Annotated in this window: 23 protein-coding genes and 2 riboswitches; of the genes, 15 read left to right on the plus strand and 8 right to left on the minus strand. The window is 71.8% G+C overall.

Going from position 1 to position 23478, the window contains the following annotated elements:
* Window positions 1-55: 55 nt before the first annotated feature.
* Window positions 56-805 carry a polyphosphate--glucose phosphotransferase gene (gene ppgK / locus YWM_RS0100615; RefSeq protein WP_028849078.1) on the minus strand — a complete coding sequence of 250 codons (750 nt, stop codon included), beginning with the start codon at window positions 803-805 and terminating at the stop codon, window positions 56-58.
* A gap of 202 nt (window positions 806-1007) precedes the next feature.
* Here ppgK and YWM_RS0100620 point away from each other — a divergent pair, with 202 nt between their 5' ends.
* Window positions 1008-1844, plus strand: a complete 837-nt coding sequence (locus tag YWM_RS0100620; RefSeq protein ID WP_028849079.1) for an inositol monophosphatase family protein — start codon at window positions 1008-1010, stop codon at window positions 1842-1844.
* Between the two features lie 292 nt (window positions 1845-2136).
* Here YWM_RS0100620 and cei read toward each other — a convergent pair whose 3' ends face one another.
* A complete protein-coding gene (gene cei, locus YWM_RS0100625) occupies window positions 2137-2814 on the minus strand; it encodes an envelope integrity protein Cei (RefSeq protein WP_028849080.1) in 678 nt (225 codons plus the stop codon).
* Window positions 2815-3289: 475 nt separating this feature from the next.
* On the opposite strand from cei, the gene YWM_RS0100630 reads away from it, so the two are divergent.
* Window positions 3290-3598, plus strand: a complete 309-nt coding sequence (locus YWM_RS0100630; RefSeq protein ID WP_028849081.1) for a DUF4193 domain-containing protein — start codon at window positions 3290-3292, stop codon at window positions 3596-3598.
* Window positions 3599-3733: 135 nt separating this feature from the next.
* Here YWM_RS0100630 and YWM_RS0100635 read toward each other — a convergent pair whose 3' ends face one another.
* Window positions 3734-4261 carry a DUF3093 domain-containing protein gene (locus YWM_RS0100635; RefSeq protein ID WP_084612110.1) on the minus strand — a complete coding sequence of 176 codons (528 nt, stop codon included), beginning with the start codon at window positions 4259-4261 and terminating at the stop codon, window positions 3734-3736.
* Between the two features lie 59 nt (window positions 4262-4320).
* On the opposite strand from YWM_RS0100635, the gene dut reads away from it, so the two are divergent.
* Window positions 4321-4815, plus strand: a complete 495-nt coding sequence (gene dut / locus YWM_RS0100640) for a dUTP diphosphatase (RefSeq protein ID WP_028849083.1) — start codon at window positions 4321-4323, stop codon at window positions 4813-4815.
* Between the two features lie 3 nt (window positions 4816-4818).
* Window positions 4819-5481, plus strand: coding sequence for a DUF3710 domain-containing protein (locus tag YWM_RS0100645; protein WP_028849084.1), 663 nt, complete (start codon window positions 4819-4821; stop codon window positions 5479-5481).
* On the opposite strand, the gene YWM_RS0100650 is transcribed toward YWM_RS0100645, so the two are convergent.
* Window positions 5472-6188 (minus strand): alpha/beta hydrolase, encoded by a 717-nt coding sequence (locus YWM_RS0100650; RefSeq protein WP_028849085.1) that lies wholly within the window; start codon window positions 6186-6188, stop codon window positions 5472-5474. The two genes, YWM_RS0100645 and YWM_RS0100650, sit on opposite strands and share 10 nt — an antisense overlap.
* A 326-nt stretch (window positions 6189-6514) precedes the next feature.
* On the opposite strand from YWM_RS0100650, the gene YWM_RS21550 reads away from it, so the two are divergent.
* The 6 genes from YWM_RS21550 (at window position 6515) to YWM_RS0100680 (ending at window position 12524) form a co-directional block, all read left to right on the plus strand.
* Complete coding sequence (locus YWM_RS21550) at window positions 6515-7171, plus strand: DUF3159 domain-containing protein (protein ID WP_084612155.1); 657 nt, start codon at window positions 6515-6517, stop codon at window positions 7169-7171.
* 13 nt (window positions 7172-7184) lie between these two features.
* On the plus strand, window positions 7185-8414 hold the full coding sequence (locus YWM_RS0100660; protein ID WP_028849086.1) for a class I SAM-dependent RNA methyltransferase: 1230 nt from the start codon (window positions 7185-7187) through the stop codon (window positions 8412-8414).
* A gap of 45 nt (window positions 8415-8459) precedes the next feature.
* Window positions 8460-8652, plus strand: a riboswitch (cobalamin riboswitch).
* A gap of 58 nt (window positions 8653-8710) precedes the next feature.
* Window positions 8711-9556, plus strand: a complete 846-nt coding sequence (locus tag YWM_RS0100665) for a nitrite reductase (protein ID WP_028849087.1) — start codon at window positions 8711-8713, stop codon at window positions 9554-9556.
* A 51-nt stretch (window positions 9557-9607) separates the two neighbouring features.
* The gene (locus tag YWM_RS21555) at window positions 9608-10234 is read left to right on the plus strand and encodes a precorrin-8X methylmutase (protein ID WP_052344413.1); all 627 of its coding nucleotides are present in this window, start codon (window positions 9608-9610) and stop codon (window positions 10232-10234) included.
* A complete protein-coding gene (locus YWM_RS0100675; protein ID WP_043659022.1) occupies window positions 10231-11760 on the plus strand; it encodes a precorrin-2 C(20)-methyltransferase in 1530 nt (509 codons plus the stop codon). Before YWM_RS21555 ends, YWM_RS0100675 begins: the two co-directional genes overlap by 4 nt.
* On the plus strand, window positions 11757-12524 hold the full coding sequence (locus tag YWM_RS0100680; RefSeq protein WP_211232397.1) for a cobalt-precorrin-4/precorrin-4 C(11)-methyltransferase: 768 nt from the start codon (window positions 11757-11759) through the stop codon (window positions 12522-12524). The genes YWM_RS0100675 and YWM_RS0100680 overlap by 4 nt, the downstream gene beginning before the upstream one ends.
* Window positions 12525-12557: 33 nt before the next feature.
* Here the strand turns inward: YWM_RS0100680 and cbiE are convergent, their stop codons facing one another.
* On the minus strand, window positions 12558-13757 hold the full coding sequence (gene cbiE / locus YWM_RS0100685; RefSeq protein WP_245565872.1) for a precorrin-6y C5,15-methyltransferase (decarboxylating) subunit CbiE: 1200 nt from the start codon (window positions 13755-13757) through the stop codon (window positions 12558-12560).
* A gap of 68 nt (window positions 13758-13825) precedes the next feature.
* Window positions 13826-13969, plus strand: a riboswitch (cobalamin riboswitch).
* A 40-nt stretch (window positions 13970-14009) separates the two neighbouring features.
* On the opposite strand from cbiE, the gene YWM_RS0100690 reads away from it, so the two are divergent.
* From YWM_RS0100690 to YWM_RS21565, 5 genes are read left to right on the plus strand one after another with little or no spacing between them, the layout of a single operon-like run.
* The gene (locus tag YWM_RS0100690) at window positions 14010-16115 is read left to right on the plus strand and encodes a VWA domain-containing protein (protein ID WP_028849091.1); all 2106 of its coding nucleotides are present in this window, start codon (window positions 14010-14012) and stop codon (window positions 16113-16115) included.
* Window positions 16115-16888, plus strand: a complete 774-nt coding sequence (cobA, locus tag YWM_RS21560; protein ID WP_051485421.1) for a uroporphyrinogen-III C-methyltransferase — start codon at window positions 16115-16117, stop codon at window positions 16886-16888. The genes YWM_RS0100690 and cobA overlap by 1 nt, the downstream gene beginning before the upstream one ends.
* Window positions 16888-17502: a cob(I)yrinic acid a,c-diamide adenosyltransferase gene (gene cobO / locus YWM_RS0100700; protein WP_028849092.1), complete on the plus strand. Its 615-nt coding sequence runs from the start codon at window positions 16888-16890 to the stop codon at window positions 17500-17502. Before cobA ends, cobO begins: the two co-directional genes overlap by 1 nt.
* The gene (gene cobBC / locus YWM_RS0100705; RefSeq protein ID WP_245565873.1) at window positions 17499-19976 is read left to right on the plus strand and encodes a bifunctional hydrogenobyrinic acid a,c-diamide synthase/histidinol phosphate aminotransferase CobBC; all 2478 of its coding nucleotides are present in this window, start codon (window positions 17499-17501) and stop codon (window positions 19974-19976) included. The genes cobO and cobBC overlap by 4 nt, the downstream gene beginning before the upstream one ends.
* Window positions 19973-20953 carry a cobalamin biosynthesis protein gene (locus YWM_RS21565; protein WP_052344415.1) on the plus strand — a complete coding sequence of 327 codons (981 nt, stop codon included), beginning with the start codon at window positions 19973-19975 and terminating at the stop codon, window positions 20951-20953. The genes cobBC and YWM_RS21565 overlap by 4 nt, the downstream gene beginning before the upstream one ends.
* 15 nt (window positions 20954-20968) lie before the next feature.
* Here the strand turns inward: YWM_RS21565 and YWM_RS0100715 are convergent, their stop codons facing one another.
* The 3 genes from YWM_RS0100715 to YWM_RS0100725 are packed head-to-tail and all read right to left on the minus strand — an operon-like array spanning window position 20969 to window position 23471.
* Window positions 20969-21658: a (2Fe-2S) ferredoxin domain-containing protein gene (locus tag YWM_RS0100715; RefSeq protein WP_028849094.1), complete on the minus strand. Its 690-nt coding sequence runs from the start codon at window positions 21656-21658 to the stop codon at window positions 20969-20971.
* Window positions 21655-22470 (minus strand): ABC transporter ATP-binding protein, encoded by an 816-nt coding sequence (locus YWM_RS0100720; protein ID WP_084612112.1) that lies wholly within the window; start codon window positions 22468-22470, stop codon window positions 21655-21657. The genes YWM_RS0100715 and YWM_RS0100720 overlap by 4 nt, the downstream gene beginning before the upstream one ends.
* Window positions 22467-23471: a FecCD family ABC transporter permease gene (locus YWM_RS0100725; protein WP_028849096.1), complete on the minus strand. Its 1005-nt coding sequence runs from the start codon at window positions 23469-23471 to the stop codon at window positions 22467-22469. The genes YWM_RS0100720 and YWM_RS0100725 overlap by 4 nt, the downstream gene beginning before the upstream one ends.
* Window positions 23472-23478: the final 7 nt, after the last annotated feature.

The raw sequence follows: 23478 nt of genomic DNA on the forward strand, positions 1-23478 counted from the left end.
ACGTGATCTCGTGGTCATCCTGCGATGTTGCCGCCACGGCTGCGGCATGGGGAAGCTAGTGGGCAATCCCTTCGGCGACCGCCGCCGCGGCTCCGATGATGCCCGCTTGGTTCTGCCGTGTCGCCACCGTGATCGGTGTGCGAATCTGCAACAACGGTACCCATTTTTCCGCTTTTCGGCTGACCCCGCCACCGACGATGATCAGATCCGGCCACACCAGGTTCTCCAGCACGGACAGATACCGATTGACCCGCCTGGCCCAGTCGGGATAGCTCAGGCCCTCGTTGTCCTTGGCCGACGCGGCCGCCCTCGACTCGCCGTCGTGCCCGTCGACCTCGATGTGGCCGAACTCGGTGTTCGGCACCAGCTGTCCGTCGACGAACAGCGCGCTGCCGATCCCGGTGCCGAACGTGAGCAACAGCACCACGCCCCGGCCGAAGCGCTCCTCGCCGAACCGGACCTCGGCGATGCCGGCCGCATCGGCGTCGTTGAGCACCCCGACGTCGTCCGGGTCCCGGCCCAGCCTGCGCGCGAACAACTCGTCGGCGTCCACTCCGACCCACGCGGGATCGATATTGGCCGCGGTGTGCGTGATGCCGCCCTTCACCACGCCGGGCACCGTGATGCCGATCGGGCCCTGCCAGTCGAACGTCTCCACGATCTCGGCGACCACGTCGGCGACCGCGTCCGGGGTGGCGGGGTGCGGTGTCGGGATCTTCAGCCGCTCCCCGTGCAGCCGGCCGGTGGACAGGTCGACCAGCGCACCTTTGATGCCGCTGCCGCCGATGTCGACGCCGAACCCCATGCCACCGTCGGCGGACGTGCCGTGCGCCTGTCTCGCGGCGGCAGCTGTCGTGCTGTGTCGGGCCATCCGGCCGGTCCTTTCCCGCTCCAGAGCTGAATGGATTCACTGCAGGTAGCTAAACCCGTCTGCTCGACTTTAGCCACACTCCCGGTGTGTCGGACGCGAGGTGTACGGCTGCGCGGTCGTGTGGTCCGATATCAGGGTGAGCACTGACGTATGGGCGGAACTCGCCACGATCGCCGAGCAGGTCGCCACCGAAGCCGGGCTTCACGTGTTGCGCGCACACCGCGAGCGGATGGAATCCGACGCGGAGGCCGCCGGGGCCGGGTTGGAGATCGGGACCAAGTCGACCATCACCGACCTGGTGACCGCGGTGGACAAGGAGTCCGAAGAGCTCATTCGTGCCCGGCTGAGCGAACTGCGGCCAGGGGAGCCGGTGCTGGGGGAGGAACAGGGCGCCGACGGCGAGGCCGAGCCCGGCCAGGTGGCGTGGGTGGTCGACCCGATCGACGGCACCGTCAACTTCGTCTACGGCCTGCCGCAGTTCGCGGTGTCCGTGGCCGCTCAGGTCGACGGCAGGTCGGTGGCAGGCGCGGTCGTCGACCCGGTCAGCGGCCGGACGTGGACCGCCTGGCGCGGCGGCGGCGCGTGGCTGGAGGGCAGGAAGCTGCAGGTCTCCTCGCCGGGGAAGCTCGAGCTGAGCCTGGTGGCCACGGGCTTCGCCTACGATCCGCGACGCAGGCTCAAGCAGGCCGATCTGGTGCGCGAGATGATCGGGCGGGTGCGCGACATCCGGCGCGGCGGCTCGGCGGCCCTGGATCTGTGCGCGGTCGCCACCGGCTGGGTGGACGCCTACTTCGAGAACGGGCTGTCCCGGTGGGACTGGGCGGCGGCCTCACTCATCGCCGAGGAAGCGGGCGCGAAGGTGATCAATCCGGGGCAGGATCCGCAGCTCGGGGACGGCACGTTCGCCGCGGCACCGGACATCGCCGACAAGCTGTACGAGCTGGTGGTGGCAGCGGGCGCGGCCGAGATCTGACCGCTGCACGGTCGACCCCGCCAGGTCGAGATCGCCGATGCCTGCTCGAGATCTGACGGTCGGACTCGCCGCCGCGGCGCACACGAGGACCGACGGCCGGGCTCGCGCTACAGCGCACGAGGACCGAGGACGGAATCTCCGCTGCCCGGCCGAGGCTCGAGGGGCCTCTCCTGCCGGTCGCGGTTAGCCGGCACTCGCTACTTCCCGGGGAAGGACCGACGGTCGGCATTCGCTACTGCCCGGGCGAGGTCGAACTGTCGGCACCCGCCGCCGGCCGGGCCGAGTCCGACGGTCAGCAGTCGCCGCTGCGGGCCGCATCCAGCAGCTCCTCGCTCAGCTGCGGGCCGTTGTCGTTCGCCGACAACTCGCTGGAGCGGCTGCGGTACTTGTCCGCCCACTGGCTCAGCGCCTCGAGGGCGGTCAGCGCTTCCCGGCGCGGCCTTACGTCGACGAAGTCCTCACCGATCGCGAGGTCGACGCTCGCGCCCTTACGGCCGTCCTTGACCAGCTCGAGGCACGGGTCGATCAAGCTCAGCGTGCGGGCCGCGGCCTCGCCGTTCTGGCCGAACCGGATCTGCCCACGGCACGCGGGCTTGTCGCGGTTCTCGTACGCCTTGTCGTTGGCGGGCTTGCCGGTCTTGGTGAAGCCGATGTTGCGCAGCGCCTCGGTCACCAGCGCCGCCTGTCCGCGCTTGCCGCTGGCGTTGAGCACCCGCACCGGGACCTCTTCCGGCGGGATCGGATCGACGTGGTCCAGCGCGTCATGGCTGAGCGAGGTGTAGATCATGCCGGGTGGGGCGGACGCGGGCGGATAACACCGGATGGCCTCGTCGATGTTGCTGCTGTCGTTGAGGACTTTGAACCAGATCAGCGCCGACGCGCCGCCGAGAATGGCGATCAGGATAAGCGCGGGCAGTGGTCGGTACTTCCGGTACGGGCGACTGTAGCCCCCTGAGATCCCCGACCGCACTGGTCCGCTTCCCTTCCGCCCGATCGCCTTGAACCCACCCACAATGTCTCTCTTCCTAGGGTATGCGTTACCGGCCGCAATTGCTGATGCGGACACCACGTGTCTCGCCAGTGATGTCGATCGCTTCCGCGATCGTGGGCGGTTGTGGCGTTGACCACGATATTGATCGGCGCAAGGGGGGCCACCGCGGGTCCGGATCACCGTCCGTGACCCCGTTTGTCGGCGCTCCGTAGTCACCCACCAGGGCTAATGTCGACGTGACACGGCTATCACTGCTGGGTGTGGCCTTGCCCAGCTCGAGCGGGCGTGAGCTACCCTCTGCTGGCTCCGGAGGGGTCGAGCGGAAATTTTCTGGTGGGCTCCGGGCACAAAATCGGGTACTGGAACGTTATCCAGCGCACGGGCATGACCCGAACGTCGGACGGGCCTGCCGCCGAAACGAGACGAGACAACGAGCAGCGCAGGGGTGAGAACAATGGCGACCGACTACGACGCTCCGCGCCGCAGTGAAGCCGACGAGCTGGCCGAGGACTCGTTGGAGGAGCTGAAGGCGCGCCGCAACGAGACCCAGTCGGGCGTGGTGGACGTCGACGAGGACGCGACCGCAGAGGGCTTCGAGCTTCCGGGTGCGGATCTTTCCGGACTGTCCGGCGAGGACCTCACGGTCAAGGTGGTGCCGAAGCAGGCCGACGAGTTCACCTGCTCGGTGTGCTTCCTGGTGCATCACCGCAGCAGGCTCAGCGAGGAACGCAACGGGCAGCCGGTCTGCCGCGATTGCGCCTGACGGCCCCGGCAACGCTGTGACGGCGGTTGGCTCGCGGGCCTGCTGAGCGAGGCCTGACGTCGAACGTTCCGGTCCCTCGGCCTCGTGGCCGGGGGACCGTCGCACGTCAAGAGAACTGTGTCGCGTCGAATCGCGTCAATCCGACGAACGGCTCGTCGAGCGGAGCAGCTCGGCGAGCCGTTCCGGTTTCCGGGTGCTGAACAACCAGTACGGGGTGGGGTCCCGCGGGTCGGTCAGCCGCACCCGCAGCATGGTGCCGACCCAGCCGCGGTGCACCACGTAGGCGGCCGGGTCCAGTTCGGGGCCCATGGCCTTGCGCTTGTGGTCCTTGTCGATGACCTCGACCTCGCCGACGAACCGCACCGGCAGCCGAGCGTCGCCGACGTGCAGCACGGTGTCGTCCGCGGTGCGTACCAGGGCAACTCTGGTGCGCCCCATCCGCAACAGCACCAGCACCGCCAATGGGATCAACACCGCGTACGGCAGCCACGCGCGCACACCCGGGTAGCCCTGGTGTATCGACGCCGACAGCACCGCGGCAACGGCCAGCGGTAACGGCCATGCCCACCAGGCGACGTACAGGCGCTCGAAGTGCAACGCCTGTCCCGCGTCGGCGGTGGCCACCGCCTTGTCCTCGCCCGGGGTGTGTGCGGAGTCGGCCATGGCGTTCAGAGTAATGTCGTGGCGAGCCAGCAGCCGAAGTGGTGTTCGAGGGAGTGTCTGTGTCGTCGGTAGAGGTCCGTCTGACCCGTCTGGACCCAGATGCTCCGCTTCCGACGTACGCGCGCCCGCACGACGCGGGTGCCGACCTGGTGACGATGACCGACGTGGTCATCCCGCCCGGCGAACGCGCCGTGGTCGGGACCGGCATCGCCATCGCGCTCCCGCCCGGATACGCGGCGTTCGTGCACCCGCGGTCCGGACTGGCGGCGCGGGCCGGTCTGTCGGTGGTCAACACGCCGGGAACGATCGACGCGGGCTACCGCGGTGAGATCAAGGTGTGTCTGATCAACCACGACCTGCGCGAGCCGATCACACTCTCCCGGGGGGATCGCATCGCGCAGCTGGTGGTGCAGAAGGTGGAGCAGGCGCGGTTCGTCGAGGTTCCGGCGGAGCAACTGGGCGAGAGCGAACGAGGCACCGGCGGTTACGGGTCGACCGGCGGGCACGCCAGCCTGTCCACGAGCAGCAGCTCGGGTAACGGAGAGGTGGGATAGCAGGTGGTCGGACGCAGGCGTCGCGGGCAGCATCGCCGGGGACGGCACGCGCTGCCGGAGAGCCAAGAGCCGACCTTCCGTCCGCAGGAGGCTCCCGACGTCGACGAGGACGAGGAGTTCGTCCCGGAGGAAGGGCCGTACGACGTCGAGGTCGCGCCGGAGGACGACATCCCACGGATGGATCTCGGCTCGGTGCGCGTTCCGGTGCCGGAGAACTGCCAGGTTCAGGTCGAGATGGACCAGGAGACCGGCAATGTGCGCGCGGTGCACGTGGTGACGCCGCACGGCCAGGTGACGATCAGCGCCTACGCCGCGCCGAAGACCTCCGAGCTGTGGCCCGAGGTGTGCGCCGAGCTCGCCGAGCAGCTGCGCTCGGACGGCGCGATCGTGCGGCAGTTGACCGGGGACTGGGGCAAGGAACTGTCCGCGAAGATGGGCGACGTGTCGCTGCACTTCGTCGGCGTCGACGGCCCGCGGTGGATGCTGCGTGGTGTCATCGCCGGTCCGCAACACGTGTCCGAAGGGGCGCCCGCGCAACTGCGCGCGCTGGTGCGGGAGACGATCGTGGTGCGGGGGAGCGGTCCGATGCCGGTGCGCACCCCGCTGCCGATCACGCTGCCACCTGCGATGGCCGAGGCGATCGCGGAACAGCGCGGTCAGGCCTGAGCGTCGCTCGCGTGGGCCAGGGCGTTCACCGCCGCGTGCCCGAGCGTCGAGCGGTCGGCGCCGAAGTCTGCGAAATCGATCTCGGTCAGTGCTGCTCGCGGGATGACCGACGCCCACTCGCGCGCGACCTGCACCGGATGCACGGCGTCGCCGGCGCAGCCGACCAGCCCAACCGGAACGTCCAGCCGTCGCAACTCGGCGAGTTCCGGACCGGGGTGCTCGGCGGCCGCGTCGAGCCCGTCGAGCAGCACGTCCTGCTGCCTGCGCCACGCACGGGTCAGTTCCTCCGCAAGCCACGCCGGAACGTCGGACGTGGCCACAGACAGCGCGTGGTCCAGGCCCTCGTTTCGCACCAGGTCGGCGGAGATGCGCGCGGCGACCGCAGCGGGCGCCGTAGGGGAGCGCCCGGTATAAGCGGGCAACACGGCGAGGACGCCGAGGCATTGTTTCGGGTGTCTTGCCGCCCACTGGGTGGCCACGTGCGCGCCCAGGGACACGCCGCCGACCAGCAGCCGGCCGTTGGTGGCGCCGGCCGCGTCGTCGAGCGCCCGCAGATAGTCCGACACGACCGACGGCCCGGGCCGGTGAGTGCGCAGCTCGATACCGGCGGCGGCCAGTGCGGGACCGAAGGCCTCCCGGATGAACACGTCGTCGGACCCGCTGCCGGGCAGCACGAGGGCGACCCGAGCGGGTGGCAATGCGGTCACGATGGCCGTCCGGTCGTCAGCACCGCCCTATTGTGCGCAATGCCGACCGGTCAGGACGGCGCGTGCCCGGCCGTCCGGCCAGGTCGTACCCTGAAGGTGCACCAGGCCGCCGACGCCCAGAGCCCGCGGCGCCCACCCCGGTGCCGCATCACGATCGACGACGAGCTGCAGGTAACTACGTGAGTGCTGACCCCGAGGCCACGCCCTCGAAGCCGGAACGACCGGACTCCTCCGACGAGGTGAGCGAGCAGGCGGAGAACCCCTCGACGGCCGCCCGCCCGGGTCCCGACGAGCAGGGCGAGCAGGAGCCGACGCTGTTCGAGCAGATGGGCGGCGTCGCCGGGATGATCTACTCGGCGGTCCCGGTCGTGGTGTTCGTGCTGGCCAATTCGCTGTGGGGACTCACCGCAGCCATCTGGTGCGCGCTCGGCAGCGCGGTCGTGATCACCATCGTGCGACTGCTGCGCAAGGAGTCGCTGCAGCCCGCGGTGTCGGGGTTCTTCGGGGTGGCCATCGCCGCGTTCATCGCCTACCGCACCGGCACGGCCAAGGGGTTCTTCCTGTTCGGCATCTGGCAGAGCTTGGTCTACGGCGGGGTGCTGGTGCTGTCGGTGCTGCTGCGCTGGCCGTTGGTCGGGGTGTTCTGGAACTTCATCAACGGCGCGGGGACTCGGTGGCGCAAGGATCGCCGCTCGGTGCGTGACTACGACATCGCCACGCTGGCGCTGGCGGCGGTGTTCGCCGCCCGGTTCGTGGTGCAGCGCTGGTTGTACGAGGAAGACCTGACCGGGTGGCTGGCGGTGGCCAAGATCAGCATGGGCTTCCCGCTGTTCGCGCTGGCGTTGCTGGTGATCGTGTGGGCCGTTCGCCGGTCCGACAAGCGGCTGGCGGAGGCGATCGCCGCCGAGCGGCGCACCGAGGCGGAGATCGAAGCCGACCTGCGGGCCCGCTACGGGGAAACACCGGCGCAAGAGCGCGGCTGAGCGCACCCGTCCGATGACCGAGCACGAGGACTGGACCGGTAGGCGGTTCGAGGTCGAGGTCGGACCGGTGGCGCACGGTGGCCATTGCGTCGCGCGCCACGAGGGACGAGTGGTGTTCGTCCGGCATGCACTGCCCGGCGAGCGCGTCGTCGTCGAGGTGACCGAGGACCGGCACAAGTCGTACTGCCGGGCGGACGCGGTGGACATCCGGCAGCCCGACGAGCGGCGGGTGCAGCCGCCGTGCCCGCTGGCCGTGCCGGGTGGGTGCGGCGGATGCGACTGGCAGCACGCCGACCCGTCGCTGCAGCGCGAACTGAAGGCCGCCGTGGTCGCCGAACAGCTGCACCGGCTCGCCGGTATCGACACCGACGTCGTGGTGGAGCCGCTCGAGCCCACGCCGCTGGAGTGGCGTAGCCGGGTGCGGCTGGCGGTCGGCCGCAACGGCAAGGCAGGGTTGCGGGCACACCGCAGCCACCAGGTCGTCCCGCTGGACGGCAACGGATGCCCGATCGTCGTCCCGGGGATGCTGGACGATGTTCTGACGCGCACGTGGCGGCCGCGAGCCGAGGTCGAGGTGACCGCGGACGGCGCGGGTCAAGTCCACGTGCAGGTGATCGAGCAGGTGCGCGGACGGCCGCGACGCAAGCAGCTGTCCGGCGGCCGGGCACGCGAGCACGCGGCGGGCCGGGACTGGCAGCTGTCGGCGCACGGTTTCTGGCAGGCGCACCCGGCCGCTGCGGACACCTACGCCCGCGTGGTCGCCGAATACGCGAAGGCCGAGCCCGGAGCGCAGGCATGGGACTTGTACGCGGGAGTCGGGCTCTTCGCCTCCGTGCTCGCCGAGCAGGTCGGGCGGACCGGGGGAGTGCTCGCGGTGGAGTCCTCGCGCTCGGCGGCGGCCGACGGCGAGCGGAACCTGGCTGATCTCCCGCACGTCCGGTGGCGCGCCGAGCGCGTCGAACGAGCGCTGCAGAACGAGACCAGTGAGCCGAACGTCGTGGTGCTGGATCCTCCACGCAAGGGCGCCGGCATCCCCGTCGTGCGGGCGATCGCCGAGCGCCGGCCGCAGCGTGTGGTGTACGTCGCTTGTGATCCTGCCGCCCTGGCCCGTGACGTGGCGACGTTCGCCGAGTCCGGCTATCAGCTCGCTGAGCTGCGCGCATTCGACGCGTTCCCGATGACCAGTCACACGGAGTGCGTTGCGCTGCTGGAGCCTGCGGACGTCTGCGCCCGGCCGCGCTGAACGATCGTGCAACAGGCCCGACAGCGGGCCGTCGTGCCGGCGCGGTATCGTCACGATCAGCCAGTCGTACTCCCACGTGGAGTCAGGGAATCCGGTGAGAATCCGGAGCTGACGCGCAGCGGTGAGGGGACGGGACGGACATGCCGGCAACGGCAGCCACTGGGGTCTGCGGATCCTGGGAAGGCGTCCGCGCCCGGTTGATCCAAGTCCGAAGACCTGCTGGCCCTGACGACAACCGTCGTCGGGTCATGGTGGGTCCCGCGTACGGACCCGGACTCGAAACATGGTGATCTCCGGTGACTCGTTCACGGCCCGACCGTTGCCCCGGCGCTCTGCGCCCCTGGTCCGCTGATGATGGACTCCTGGTCCGGTTGCGACTCCCCGGCGGCAACGTCAGTGCGGACGCGTTGCTGGCCCTGCTCGACGTGGCCGAGCGTCATGGCGATGGACACGTGCACGTGACCACGCGGACCAACCTGCAGATTCGGGGTCTACCCGCCAAGCCCGGCACCACACAGCTCGCCGAGCCCGCGCTCGCGGCCATCGAGGACACGGGCCTGCTGCCCAGCCGAACCCACGACCTGGCGCGCAACGTCATGGCGTCGCCCCAGACCGGGCTGGCCGGCGGGCGTGCAGACCTGCGCCCCGTGGTAGGTGCGCTGGACGCTGCGCTGCTGGCCGCACCTGCCCTCGGTGCACTCCCCGGGCGGTTCCTGTTCGTGCTCGACGACGGGCGCGGCGACCTGCTCGACCGCACCTGCGACCTCGGACTGGTCGCGCTCGGTCCCGACGAGGCGCAGCTGCGGATCGGCACCGGCTGGGGTCCGGTCGTCCCACTCGAGGGCGTCCAGGAGCGGCTGGTCCACCTGGCTCTGCGTTTCCTCGAGGTGCGCGGCGCGGGGCCGGGGGCTGCGTGGCACGTCCACGAACTGGCGTCGCAGCTGGTCGCCCCGGTGCCTGCCTCGGCGCAGTTGCCGGACCGGTCGCCCCCGCTGCCGTACGGCTCCGTCCCCGGCGGGGAGCACGTCCCCGTGCCGGAGGACGGCCTCGACCGTCCCGCCGTGGAGCGCCTGTGCGCCGCGGCGCCCGAACTCGTCGTCACCCCCTGGCGTGGCGTTCTCGTCCCCGAGGAGTCCTCATGAGCAACCTGTCCACGTTCCAGCTCTCGTCGTCCGGGGCGCCACTACCCGTACATCGACCGGGGTGCGGCGATCTACGTCGACTCGTTCGCCACGATCCGACGCGAGGCCGACCTCTCCCGGGTACCGGTGAGCGCCGAGAAGATGGCTGTGCGGATGATCCACGGCAGCGGACAGGTGGACCTGGTCGGTGACCTCGTGGTCCACCCGGACCTCGTCCCGGCGGCCCGCGCCGCCCTCGAGGCGGGTGCGCCCGTGCTCTGCGACGCGACGATGGTGGTGAAGGGCGTGACGCGTAGCCGCCTCCCCGCGGACAACGACGTGATCTGCACCCTCAACCACCCTGAGGTGCCTGCCCTGGCGGAAGAGTGGGGAACCACCCGCACCGCGGCGGCGGTCTCGCTCTGGGAGCCGTACCTCGAGGGTTCGGTGGTCGCCATCGGGAATGCGCCGACCGCCCTCTTCCACCTGCTGGAGATGCTCGTGGACGGCGCCCCGCGCCCTGCGGCGATCGTCGGCTGCCCGGTGGGGTTCATCGGTGCCGCCGAGTCGAAGCAGGCCCTCGAGGACTTCCGCGTCGACCACGGCATCGACATCCCGTTCGTCACCGTCCGCGGCCGCCGAGGTGGATCCGCCATGACGTCGTCGGCCCTCAACGCACTTGCCCAGGAGCAGGAATGAGCACGTCCACCTCCGCCATCGGCCACTTCGCCGGCGTCGGCGTCGGTCCCGGGGACCCCGAGCTGATCACCCGCAAGGCCGCGCGCCTGATCGGGGATGCAGACGTCATCGCCTACCACGCGGCGCGGGGCAAGCAGTCCAACGCGCGCCGCATCGCCGCCGAGCTCTTCCCGGCCGATGTCCCGGAGGAGGAGCTCATCTACCCGGTCACCACCGGCACGACCGACCACCCGGGCGGGTACGCCGGGGTCTTGGCGGAGTTCTACGAGGAGTCGGCCGACCGCCTGGCCGCCCACCTGCTCGCTGGTCGCAACGTCGTCCTGCTCTCGGAGGGGGACCCGCTCTTCTACGGCTCGTACATGTACATGCACGACCGCCTCGCCGACAGCTTCCCGACCGAGATCGTGCCCGGCGTCCCGGCCTTCCTGGCGGCCACAGCCGCGACCGGGAGTCCACTGGTCCGTCAGACCGACGTGCTCACCGTGTTGCCCGGCACGCTGCCCGAGCCCGAGCTCGCGCGACGGCTGGCCGACACCGACGGCGCGATCATCATGAAGCTGGGGCGGACGTTCCCCGCCGTACGTCGCGCGCTCGCCGCGGCTGGTCGCCTCGAGCACGCCTTGTACGTGGAGCGGGCGTCGATGCCGGAGGAACGCTGGATCCCGGTGACCGAGGTCGACGAAGCATCGGTCCCGTACTTCTCACTGATCGTGGTCACCGGGGACAGCCTCAACGGACGGCGCTCCCGCGAGACGAGCGACCTAACGGCGGTCGCGGCAACAGCCGACCAGGCCGGTCCGGCCGAACTGCTGGTCGTCGGCCTCGGCCCCGGCCCCGACGGTTGGTTGACCCCCGAGGTGAGCGCCGCGCTCGCCGACGTCGACCACGTCGTGGGCTACGCGCCGTACGTCAGCCGCGTGTCGCAGTGTGCCGGGCTGACCCGTCACGCCTCCGGCAACACGGTCGAGGTCGACCGGGCCGCGTTCGCGCTGGACCTGGCCAGGCGCGGTGAGAAGGTCGCCGTCGTGTCGGGTGGTGACGCCGGCGTCTTCGGCATGGCAGCAGCCGTCTTCGAGGCTGCCGAGGACCCCGCGTACGCCAAGGTCCCCGTCCGGGTGCTCCCGGGGGTGAGCGCCGTGCAGGCCGTGGCGGCCCGCGCCGGCGCCCCGGTCGGGGCCGACTTCGCGGTGATGAGCCTCTCCGACCGCCTCAAGCCCTGGGAGGTCGTCGAGAGGCGGCTGCGAGCCGTGGCCGAGGCCGACCTCGTCCTCGCCATCTACAACCCGGCCTCGCGCAGCCGCACCGAGCAGGTCGCCACGGCGCGCCGGGTGCTGCTGGAGCACAAGGACCCCGACACGGTCGTGGTGGTGGGCCGTGACGTCGGGAGGGCCGAGGAGGCGCTCACCGTGACTACCCTGGGCGCGCTCGATCCAGCCACGATCGACATGAAGTGCCTGCTGATCGTGGGCGCCTCATCGACCCGCGTTTCCTCGGCCGGCGTCTGGACCCCGAGGTACGTGCGGTGACCGTCCACTTCGTCGGTGCGGGTCCGGGGGCCGCCGACCTCCTGACGGTCCGCGCGACGCGACTGCTGGCTGACGCCGACGTCGTGCTCTACCCAGGGACCTACCTGGACCCCGAGGTCCTTTCCCACTGCGGTCCGCAGGCGACCCTGGTCGACACCCAGGACCTGGACCTCGACCAGATCACCGCGCACCTCGTCGACGGCTTCCACGCCGGCCACCAGGTCGTGCGCCTCACCTCGGGCGACCCGTCGCTGTACTCCGCCCTGCACGAGCAGACGAGTCGGCTCGACGCTGCCAGGGTCACCTGGCAGGTGACGCCCGGAGTCCCCGCGTACGCGTCGGCGGCCGCCCGGGTGGGCAGTGAGCTGACGGTGCCGCTGGTGGCGCAATCGGTGGTGCTGACCCGGACGCAGGCAAGGTCTACCCCGATGGGAGATGGCGAGTCGCTGACCCAGTTCGCCGCCACCGGCGCCACCCTGGTGCTGCACCTGGCGATCACCCGGACCCGGTCCCTGATGGCCGAGCTCGGACCGGTCGTCGGGGGAAGCTGCCCGGTGGTGATCGTCTACCGGGCCAGCCAGCCGGAGGAGCTGGTGCTGCGCGGAACCGTCGACACCATTGCCGATCAGGTGGATGCGGCTGGGCTGCGTCAGGCGGCTGTCATCCTGGTCGGACGCGCGCTGGCTGAGGCGCCTGCCCTTGCAGGAGGGGAGTCGTACCTGTACAGCCGCGAGCGGGACCGCCTCACGAAGCGACCCTCGTAGACCATGGTCGTTGCGTGACGCGTCCCTACGGGTTCAGAGGCGCAGGCTCCACTGCGTCACGGTCCGCAGGGGCGTCCAGCCGGTGAACGTGCCGACTGGGTGCGTCGTCTCGACCGCGAGGCGGGTGAGCTCGCCGCCGTGCGTCCGGTAGGCCTCGGCGAGGAGTGACTCCGTCTCGAGCGTCACACCGTGCACGACGAGGCGTCCGCCCGGACGCAGCGCAGCCAGGCACGCGTCGAGGACGCCGGGGCGCGTGGCTCCGCCGCCGATGAAGATCGCGTGCGGAGGCTCGAGACCTGCGAGCGCGTCAGGCGCGCGACCCTCCACCACACGGAGGTCGGGCACGCCGAGACGCGTCGCATTGCGTGCCACCCGTGCCGCCCTCTCCGAGTCAGCTTCCACCGCGGTCGTGCGGCAGGTGGGGTGGGCGCGCATCCACTCGATGCCGATCGAGCCGGCGCCTGCGCCGACGTCCCACAGGTGCTGACCGGGTGCCGGGGAAAGACGAGCCAGGGCCGAGGCCCGAAGGTCGCGCTTGGTGAGCTGCCCGTCGTTCTCGAAAGCCTCGTCGGGCAGGCCTGCCACCCACGACGAGCGCCACGCCGAGGCGCCCGCGGGGATCTCGATCGCCAGGACATGCAGCGGCGGGACGGTGTCGACGGCCGTCGCAGCCCACTCCTGGGCGGTCTTCGTGTACCGCGACTCGGTGTCGGTCCCGAGGTTCCCGAGCAGGGTGATGACAGCGTCAGGATGGCCCGCCTCGGTCAGCAGCCGGCCCACGCTCGCAACTGTCTGCGACCCGGACGTCAGGACGAGGATCCGTTGCCCTGGAGCGACCTCCCGCAGCACCCGTGCCTCGTGTCGTCCGACCAGCGTCACGACCACCGACTCCTCGGCTGACCAGCGCATACGTGCGCGTGCCAGGGCCACGGAGGAGATCGATGGGAGGACGTGGACGGCCTCGGCGCCAAGAGTGCGTACAAGCGTCGTTCCGATGCCCGAGAGCATTGGGTCGCCGGAGGCCAGCGCGACCACCTGGCGTCCGCGCAGCTCCGCCATCAGGGCGGGTAGTGCCGGGCCCAGGGGGGCGGGCCATAGACGCCGTTCCTGGCCCGCCACGGGAGCCACGAGCTCAAGATGGCGTCGACCGCCGAGGACCACGTCCGCCTCCCGAAGGAGCGTCTCCGCAGCTGGCTGGAGTGACCCGTCGGCCCCCACTCCGACCACGGTCACGAGGTGTCCACGGGGAGGGGCCGTCACGTCATCCACGAGTCGAGAGGCTATCGTCAGCCCAACACGTGAGGTGCCCCCGCGCCCCAGCCATCGGAAACGGTGGGGACGGGCAACGGGGAGAATCTGGGAAGCCGGTGAGAGTCCGGCACAGGCCCGCTGCGGTGAGTCGAGCACTCCGTCAGGAGTGACTCGGCAAGTCCGAAGACCGGCCTCGCGTGAGCCAATCCACGGCCTACGAGCGGGAGCCTCAACGTGCCACTGAAGTACCCATTTTCTGCCGTCGTCGGCTGCGAGTACGACCCCACGACCGCCTCCGGTCTCGACGACATGGGCCTCGCCCTCGTGCTGAGCTCGATCAGTCCGGAGATCGGCGGCGTGCTCGTCCGCGGCGAGAAGGGCACCGCCAAGTCGACGACGGTCCGGGGGCTGGCCGAGGTGCTGCCCTGGATCGACGTCCGCGACGGCGACCGGTTCTCCGCCGACCCGCACGACCCGGCCGCGACCTCGCCCGACCTCCTCGCCAGCTCCGGTGCGGTCGTGAGCCGTCCGGTCCGTCTGGTGGAGCTGCCGGTCGGGGCCACGGAGGACCGGGTGCTCGGCTCGCTCAACCTCGAGAAGGCGCTCACTGCCGGCGCCGTCGAGTTCGAGCCCGGGCTCCTGGCTCGCGCCCACCGCGGCGTCCTGTACGTCGACGAGGTCAACCTGCTCCACGACCACCTCGTCGACCTGCTGCTCGACGCCGCCGCCACCGGCCAGGTGACGGTCGAGCGGGACGGCGTCTCGATCGGCCACAGCGCCCGGTTCGTGCTGATCGGCACGATGAACCCGGAGGAGGGTGAGCTTCGCCCCCAGCTGCTCGACCGCTTCGGCCTCACCGTCGAGGTGGCCGCCCCACGCGATCCCGCCCTGCGCGTCGAGGTGGTGCGGCGCCGCCTCGACTTCGACCGCGACCCCGCGGGCTTCGTCGCGCGGTACGCGGCCAGCCAGGCCGAGCTCACCCGACGGATCGCGCTGGCTCGCGAGCGCGTCGAGGAGGTCACCCTGGGGGAGGCGGCGATGCTCAAGGTCGCCGAGGTCTGCGCCGCCTTCGAGGTGGACGGCCTGCGTGCCGACATCGTCACCGCCCGAACGGCCGTGGCGCACGCCGCCTGGGCCGGCCGTCGGTTCGTCACTCGAGCAGACATTCGCGCCGCGGCCCTGCTCGCACTTCCGCACCGCCGTCGCCGCAACCCCTTCGACGCCCCCGGCCTGGACGAGAAGCTGCTCGACGAGGTCCTTGGCGACGACGAGCTCCCCGAGCCGCCGCCGGAACCGGACGGGCCCACGGACCCCACCGACGGTCCCGAGGACAGCCAGGACCCGTCCGAGGACCCCGCGTCGCCGTCCGACGGCTCCGGGGCCGACGCCGGCAGCCCCGGCAGCCCCGACGAGGTCCCGACCGACGGCAGGGACGACGTGCCCGAACCGACCGGTGCCGAGGCGGACGTCCAGGCGCCATCCGCGCCGCCGGCGCCGCACCCCCCGGGGGAGGGCAGCTCCAGCACCGTGGCGGCCGAGTCCGCGTACCGACCGCGTCTGTTCACCGTCGACGGGGTCGGCCGAGGTACGCCGGGGCGCCGTAGCCGCGCCTTTGGCGCCAGCGGCCGCCGGGTCGGCGCCACCCGAGCTGGTGGGACCGGGACGCTCCACCTGGTGGAGACCCTGCGAGCCGCGGCGGAACGCTACGCCACCGGATCGACGCGTGGGCCGGGTGGGCGCTTCGCGCTCGCGGCGGTCGACCTGCGCACCGCCGTACGCGAGGGGAGGGAGGCCAACCTCCTGTTGTTCTGCGTGGACGCGTCCGGCTCGATGGCTGCCCGGCGTCGCATGGTCCAGGTGAAGACCGCGATCCTGTCGCTGCTCACCGATGCGTACCGACGCCGGGACAAGGTGGCGATGATCAGCTTCCGCGGCACTGACGCGGACGTGACCCTGCCACCCACCGGGTCGGTCGAGGTGGCCGCAGCCCTGCTCGACGAGCTCCCGGCCGGGGGGCGCACCCCTCTGGCGGAGGGTTTGCTGACCGCGGCGGACGTCGTCCGGCGGGAGCGGCTCCGGGACGACCGACTGCGGCCGCTGCTCGTGGTCGTGACGGACGGCCGCGCCACCTCCGGGGCCGACGCCGTCGACCGCTCCCGGCTGGCGGCGGCCCACGTCGCGGCGATGCGGGTCCCCAGCGTCGTCGTCGACTGCGAAGAGGGGCCGCTGCGGCTCGGGCTCGCGCGCATTCTCTCCGGCCACCTGCAGGCCGAGCACGTCCCCATGGCCCGGGTCAGCGCGACCGGCCTCGTCGACGTCGTGAACGGGCGGGTGGCCTGATGGGCTCGCTGGCGCCCCTGCTCCCCGGCACCGTCGCGCTGGTCGGCGGTGGCCCCGGCGACGCCGGCTTGATGACGGTCGCCGGACGGTCCGCCGTCGAGCAGGCAGACGTCCTGCTGGTCGACCATCTCGCGCCGGAGGAGGCGCTGGCCTGGGCCCGACCCGACGCGCTCGTCGTGGACGTCGCGAAGCTGCCGCGCGGGGCCTTCACCCCGCAGGAACGCATCAACGACCTCCTGGTGGAGCACGCTCGACGCGGTCGCCGCGTCGTCCGTCTCAAGGGTGGCGACGGGTTCGTCTTCGGCCGCGGGATGGAGGAGGTCCTCGCCTGCACCGAGGCGGACGTCCCGGTGCGTGTCATCCCCGGCGTCACCTCGTCGGTGGCCGTCCCCGCGCTCGGCGGCATCCCGGTCACCCACCGCGGAGTCGTCCAGGGCTTCAGCGTCATCTCCGGCCACGTGCCGCCCGGGCACCCCGCCTCCACTCTCGACTACGGCGCCCTCGCTCGCTCCGGCACCACGCTGATCGTCCTCATGGGCGTGGCCACCCTGCCGGCGATCACCGAGGCACTGATGGAGAACGGGCTTGACCCAGCCACGCCTGCGGCGGTCATCGCACGTGGGGGCCACCCGGACCAGCAAGTGGTGAGCGGGTCCGTCGCCGACATCGCCGTCCGGGCAGCCCATGTCGAACCGCCTGCCATCACCGTCATCGGAGAGGTCGCCTCGTTCGCGGCCGCCACCGACACCCACGTTCTGGAAGAGGTCATCTGATGCCCCAGGGCCAGCCGCTCACCGTCCCTGATGACGGTCTCTCCACGCGCCAGCGCCGCAACCGCCCGCTCCTGATGGTCCACACCGGGGATGGCAAGGGGAAGTCCACCGCCGCCTTCGGGCTCTCCATCAGGGCGTGGAACCAGGGCTGGAACATAGGCGTCTTCCAGTTCGTGAAGTCCGCCAAGTGGCGCATCGGGGAGCAGACCGTCCTCGAGCGCCTCGGTCGCCTGCACGAGGAGAGTGGCGAGGGCGGACCGGTCGAGTGGCACAAGATGGGCGCGGGCTGGTCCTGGACGAAGAAGCAGGGCGCCGCCGAGGACCACGCACGGACCGCAGCCGAGGGATGGCAGGAGATCAAGCGCCGTCTCGCCGCCGAGACGCACGACCTGTACGTCCTCGACGAGTTCACCTACCCGATCGCCTGGGGCTGGGTCGACCTCGAGGACGTCGTCACCACCCTGCGTGACCGCCCCGGCAAGCAGCACGTCGTCATCACCGGCCGCCGCGCCGCCCCTGAGCTGATCGAGGTGGCCGATCTCGTCACCGACATGGGCAAGATCAAGCACCCCATGGACGTGGGCCAGAAGGGCCAACGGGGAATCGAGTGGTGACGGTGCCCGACCTCACGAGATCCCAGCCGGGATCGTCGGGCCCGACCACCCTGCCGCGCGTTGTGGTGGCCGCCCCGTCGACGGGCCAGGGCAAGACCACCATCTCCACCGGCCTCATGGCCGCCTTCCGGTCCCGCGGCCTGGAGGTGTCTGGCCACAAGGTCGGGCCCGACTACATCGACCCCGGCTACCACGCCCTGGCGACCGGACGCCCCGGCCGCAACCTCGACCCGCACCTGGTGGGGGAGGAGCGCATCACCCCGCTGCTGCTGCACGGCGCCCGAGGCGCCGACGTCGCGGTCGTCGAAGGGGTGATGGGGCTGCATGACGGCCGGATCGGCACCGACGGGTTCGCCTCGACGGCCCACGTCGCGAAGCTCACCCGTACGCCGGTGGTGCTGGTCGTGGACATCGCCCGGATGTCGCGCTCCGTGGGGGCCGTCGTCGCGGGCATGGCCGCCTACGACGCGGAGGTCGACGTCGTCGGCGTGATCCTCAACCGGGCCGGTTCCCCGCGCAACGTCGCCGAGGTCGAGCGAAGCCTGCGCCTGCCCGTGCTCGGCGTCGTCCCTCGTGACGACTCGATCTCCTCACCGTCACGCCACCTCGGGCTGGTCCCGGCAGGGGAGCGGCACGAGTCCGTCGAGGTGGTCGCCCGCCTCGGGGAGCAGGTGGCACGCCACGTCGACCTCGACGCCGTGCTCGAAGTCGCGCGTCGAGCCCCCGACCTCACCGACGCGGTGTGGGACCCGTTTCGCGAGGTACGCCGGGTGGAGGGCGAGTCTCCGGTCGTGGCCGTTGCTGGCGGACGAGCGTTCACCTTCGCGTACGCCGAGACGGAGGAGCTGCTGCGGGCAGCCGGCTGCACCGTCGTCCCGTTCGACCCCCTGCGTGACCGCTCGCTCCCCGAGGGGACCAGGGCTTTGCTGCTCGGCGGCGGGTTCCCCGAGGTGCACGTTCAGCAGCTGGCCCGGAACCGGGCCCTGCTCGACCAGGTGCGCGACGCCGTGCGGGGCGCTCTCCCGACGGTCGCCGAGTGCGCCGGACTGCTCTACCTCCTGGACGACCTGGACGGGTCCACGATGGCCGGTGTCATCGGGACCGGTGCCGCCATGTCGAAGCGCCTGACCCTGCGTTACCCGGCGGCAGTCGCTGCCGGCGACAACCTGCTCACGCGGGCCGGCGAGCGGGTGCACGGCCACGAGTTCCACCGCACCACCCTGACCGCCCCCACCCGGGGGTGGGCGCCCGCCTGGGAGGTCGACGGCGAGCTCATCGGCGTCGCCACCCCCACCCTCCATGCCTCCTACCTCCACACCCACTGGGCCGGGCACCCGGTGATGGCCGAGCGGCTGGCGCACGCGGCGTCCAGGGCAACGCCGGTCGTGGCTCCCGCCCCCCAGGCCGCGGCCGTGCCTCGCCCGAGGTCGGACGACGCCGTCGTTGATCCGCTGCTCCACCACGGGGATGTCGAGACCGGACGTGGACTGCTCGACTTTGCGGTGAACGTCCATCCCGAGCCTCGGCCCTCGTGGCTCGAGGCGGCGTTGCGGGACGGCCTCGAGCACTCGACCAAGTACCCGGACGTGACCCCGGCCCGCGAGGCCATCGCGGACCTGCATCACCGACGCGCCGACGAGGTTCTCGTGACTGCCGGCGCGGCCGAGGCGTTCGAGCTGATCGCCCGGTGGAAGCAGTGGCGGCACCCCGTCGTGGTGCACCCCCAGTTCACCGAGCCCCACGCCGCGCTCGAGCGCGCAGGTCACCAGGTGACCGTCGTCAGCTGCCGCCCCGAGGACGCCTTCCGTCTCGACGCCTCGGCCGTCCCCGAGACCGCCGACCTGGTGTTCGTGGGCAACCCGACCAACCCCACGGGGGTCCTGCACCCGGCCGAGGAGATCCTCAAGCTGCGCCGGCCCAAGCGCGTCGTCGTCGTGGACGAGGCGTTCATGGACGCCGTGACCGACCAGGGCCAGTCACTCTCGACGGACCGCCGGCGGGGCCTCCTGGTCGTGCGGAGCCTGACCAAGCACTGGTCGATCCCAGGCATCCGGGCCGGCTACGTGCTCGGGAACGAGCGCGCCATCGCGGGGCTCGCTGCCAGGCAGGTGCCTTGGTCGGTCTCCACGCCAGCCATCGCCGCGGCCATCGCCTGCACCGCCGGGGAGGCCGCGGCCGAGGCGGCGCGTCGGGCAGAGCGGGTCGAGCAGTGGCGCACCGGGCTCGTCGCAGCCCTGAAGCATCGGGGGTACGAGGTCGTGGACTCACGCACGTCCTTCGTGCTCGCGCGCCTGGGCTGCGGAACGCGCGAGGCGCTGCGCGCCCACGGCGTCGCCGTACGCCGCGCCGACACCTTTCCCGGGCTGGACGGCGCGTGGGCCAGAATCGCTGTCCGACCGCCGGACACGATGGCCGAGCTGCTCCGGGCGCTCGACGACGTCCCGGTGGGCCAGCCGTCCGCCATCGGCGCATGAACGGGTCGCGAGGCCTGTCCAGGTCGTCGGGCCTGTTGCTCGGCTTCGCCGCAGACCGCCTCCTGGGCGACCCGCGTCGGGGCCACCCCGTGGCGGCTTTCGGCACGGTCGCAGCCCGTCTCGAGCGGAGCCTGCACGCCGACTCTCGAGCGCGCGGGGTGCTGTACACCTCGCTCCTCGTGGGTGGGTGCGCGGCGCTCGGGGTCGGAGTCGAGCGGGCCACACGGGGCCGGCCCGTGCTGCACGCCGCGGTCACGGCCGCGGCCACCTGGACCGTCCTGGGCGGACGCAGCCTCGAGCGGGAGGCCCTGGCGGTGCACCGGTTCCTGGACGAGGACGACCTCGACGGCGCACGCCACCGGCTGACCTACCTGGTGGGACGTGACACCAGCTCGCTCTCGCCGCAGCAGATCACCCGGGCGGTGGTCGAGTCGGTCGCCGAGAACACCTCGGACGCCGTCACGGCCCCGCTGGTCTGGGGCGCCGTGGCAGGGGTACCGGGCCTGCTGGCCCACCGGGCGTCGAACACCCTGGACGCGATGGTGGGGTACCGCAACGCCCGTCACCAGAACTTCGGCTGGGCCTCGGCCCGGCTCGACGACCTGCTCAACCTTCCCGGTTCACGGCTTGCGGGTCTCGCCGTGCTGGGCGCAGCGCCCTCGCACGCCCGGGAGGCGTGGCGGGTCTGGAGGCGGGACGCAGCCGGCCACCCCAGCCCGAACGGCGGCGTCGTGGAGTCAGCCTTTGCCGGTGCGCTGGAGATCGTGCTGGGTGGTACGAACAGGTACGGCGAACGCGTCGAGCACCGTCCCACGATGGGGGACGGGCCGCCGCCGACCCCCGGGGACATCCCGAGGGCCACGGACCTGGCGACACGCGTCGGCGCAGCGGCCGCCGTCGCGACGAGTGCGCTCGCGGCGGTCACCGGTCGCTCGTCGTGGCGGTGGCGTGCCGGCGGCGCACGCCCAGCCGGCTGACGTCGAGCGCGACCGTCACTCCTTGCGGCGGCGGGGGAGTCGGAGCCGCTCCACCGGCACCCCGGCCACCAGGTGCTGCGAGACGATGGCGCCGGCTGCCTCCTCGTCGACGCTCCCGTACCAGACGTCGTCCGGCTGGACAGTGACCACCGGAGCGTGGTTGCACGGAAACTGGCACCCGGTCTGGGTGACGAGGACGTCGTCGTCGCCGAGACCGGCTCCCATGAGCCCCAGCACGACTCCCTTCCAGGCCGGCTCCGCGCCGGCCGCCGTGCAGCGCGGGCCACGGCAGACGAACACCTGGTGACGGTGCTCGGGGACGTCCTCCCACGCGGCCGACGTCAGTCCCGGGCCGCCGTGGGTGATCGGGCGTGCCAGCTCGACCAGCGCCCGCCACTGCGAGGTCTCCTCCATCAAGGCGGGCGCGGTGCTGACCCGGGGCGCGCCATCGCCGAACGCCCGCCACCAGTCGGCCGCGACCCGTCGCAGCCAGGAGACTCCCGGACCACCCGGGCCGCCAGAGACACCGACGAGCACCACCTCGGCCTCGCGGCTCCTCGCGAGTCGTTCGAGGACGTCTCCCAGCGTGGGGGAGGCCAGCTGCAGGAACGCGAGCTCGGCGTCGAGCTCGTCGGCGAGCGCCGCCAGCTCCGCGCGCCGGGCGGCGTCGGCAGGCGATGTGCCCACGAGGACGTGGACAGTCATGAGTTCTCCTCGACATGGCCGTCCCAGACCAGGTGATGACGGTCCAGGCGGGGGTGGGGGTCCAGCGAAGCGTCGACGTGGTAGACCTCGCGCAGCAACGAGGCGGTGAGGGTGGAGGTCACCGGCCCCTGGCCGTGCACACGGCCGTGGTTGAGCACGACCACGTCGTCGCAGAAGGCCGTCGCCAGCTCGAGGTCGTGCAAGGCGGCGACCGTGGTCAGACCGAGGTCTCGAGCCAGAGCGAGGAACCGCAGCTGCTGCCCGAGATCCAGATGGTTGGTCGGCTCGTCCAGGAGCAGGACCGCCGGCTGCTGGGCCAGGGTGCGGGCCAGGTGGGCGCGCTGGCGCTCACCGCCAGACAGCGTGGTCCACCCGCGGTCGGCAAGGTGCGTGAGCCCGACGAGGTCCATGACCGTGTCGACGACTTCGGCACCCGAGTCGCCGCGCGCGCCCAGCATCCGTCGGTGGGGGAGGCGACCCAGCGCGACCACCTGGCGCACGGTGAGGTCCGTGGTCGTGGTCGCATGCTGCTCGACCAGGGCGACGGTCTGGGCACGGCGGCGGTGCGACAACGAGCGGATCGCAACGTCTCCGACCAGGACGGTGCCGCGGTCGGGCTTCCGCAGGCCGGCGAGAACGTGCAGCAGGGTCGTCTTGCCGGACCCGTTGGGCCCCAGCAGTGCGGTGACCCGGCCGCCCCGGGCGAGGACGTCGACGTCGTCGAGCACGACGTCGACGCCGAGCCGGACGACGATTCCGCTCGCGCGCAGGTCGGGGGTCGATGAGTGCACGCACAGGTCGCGATGTGTCATGCGCGAGGCCTCCTTGCCATCAGCCAGACCAGGACGGGTGCGCCGAGCAAGGCGGTCAGCGCACCCACGGGGACTTCTTGACGGTCGACCAACGAGCGTGCGGCGGTGTCGGCCCACATCAGCAGGAGAGATCCGCCCGCTGCCGACGCGAGCAGGACGGCCCTGTGCCGGTTGCCCACCAGGGGGCGGACGAGGTGAGGAACCACCAACCCCACGAAGCCGATCACTCCGACGTAGGCAACCGTGGTCGCGGTCACCACGGCGGTGCCCACCATGAGCACCCAGCGCGTCGAGGTGACGGGCACGCCCAAGGACTGCGCGGACACCTCCCCGAAGGTGAAGGCGTCCAGCCGCTCGGCATAGGCGAAGAACCAGACCAACGCCACCAGCGCCGCGCCCAGCAGCACGAGGGTGCTGTCCCACCGGAGCCCCGCGAGCGAGCCGAGCGTCCAGCTCAGAACCCTGCGGGCGGCATCGCCCTCGCCGTGCATGATGACCACGACCGAGGTGTAAGCGCTGCACAGGTAGGCCACCGCGACGCCGGCCAGCACGGTGCGGTGCGGGCTCAGCCCCCGACCGCCGGCGGACGCGATCACCAGGACCACGGCGAGCGCGGCCAGCGCCCCGGCAAATGCGGCCACGGACACGGCCGCGCTGGCGACGAGCCCGCCTACTCCGATGCCCAGGACCATGATGGTCACCGCGCCCACCGTGGCGCCGCTCGAGACGCCGAGGAGGAAGGGGTCGGCCAGGTCGTTCCGCGTGAGGGACTGGAGGACGGCCCCGCACAGGGCGAGGACCGCCCCTGCCGCTATCGCCCCCATCACTCGTGGCAGCCTCAGCTGCCAGACGAGCTGGTCCTCCAGGACCGTGACCTCCCCGCCCGCCCCGAGCCGGCGCAGGAGAACGGCCAGGACGCGTGCCACGGGCACGTCCACCGATCCCAGGGAGAGCGCCACCGCAGCGCTGGCCACGAGTGCCGCCGCCGTGAGCGTCACCACGACGACT

Source organism: Thermocrispum municipale DSM 44069, assembly GCF_000427825.1.
In the GTDB taxonomy this organism is placed as follows: domain Bacteria; phylum Actinomycetota; class Actinomycetes; order Mycobacteriales; family Pseudonocardiaceae; genus Thermocrispum; species Thermocrispum municipale.